Genomic DNA, 820 nt, shown 5'->3' with positions numbered 1-820 from the left:
GTATCAAGCCATAGCTTCGGTGGTGTGTTTAGCCCCGTTACATTTTCGGCGCAAAGTCACTCGACCAGTGAGCTATTACGCACTCTTTCAATGGTGGCTGCTTCTAAGCCAACATCCTGGTTGTCTGTGCAACTTCACATCCTTTCCCACTTAACACACACTTGGGGACCTTAGCTGATGGTCTGGGCTGTTTCCCTTTCGACAATGGATCTTAGCACTCACTGTCTGACTCCCGGAATAAAGTCTGTGGCATTCGGAGTTTGACTGAACTTGGTAACCCTTGCGGGCCCCGCATCCAATCAGTGCTCTACCTCCACGACTCACCTTCCGAGGCTAGCCCTAAAGCTATTTCGGGGAGAACCAGCTATCTCCAGGTTCGATTGGAATTTCTCCGCTACCCCCACCTCATCCCCGCACTTTTCAACGTGCGTGGGTTCGGGCCTCCAGTACGTGTTACCGTACCTTCACCCTGGACAGGGGTAGATCACCTGGTTTCGGGTCTACGTCCACGTACTTCATCGCCCTATTCAGACTCGCTTTCGCTGCGGCTCCGGCTTTTCACCTTAACCTTGCACGGGAACGTAACTCGCCGGTTCATTCTACAAAAGGCACGCCATCACCCAGTAATAGGGCTCTGACTTTTTGTAAGCACACGGTTTCAGGTTCTATTTCACTCCCCTTCCGGGGTCCTTTTCACCTTTCCCTCACGGTACTGCTTCACTATCGGTCGCTAGGGAGTATTTAGCCTTACCAGATGGTCCTGGCAGATTCATACGGGGTTTCACGTGCCCCGCACTACTCGGGATCCGTCTCGGAGAGA

At 52.8% G+C, this 820-nt stretch carries 1 rRNA gene; it reads right to left on the bottom strand.

Features of this window, described 5'->3' with window-relative positions:
- Nucleotides 1–820 (bottom strand): 23S ribosomal RNA (locus QCD85_RS23635); the annotation flags it as partial.

This window comes from Paenibacillus sp. PsM32, assembly GCF_030433815.1.
Lineage (GTDB): Bacteria > Bacillota > Bacilli > Paenibacillales > Paenibacillaceae > Saccharibacillus > Saccharibacillus kyungheensis.
The sequence above is the reverse complement of the archived record's forward strand: the minus strand, read 5'-3'. Positions and strand labels throughout refer to the sequence as shown.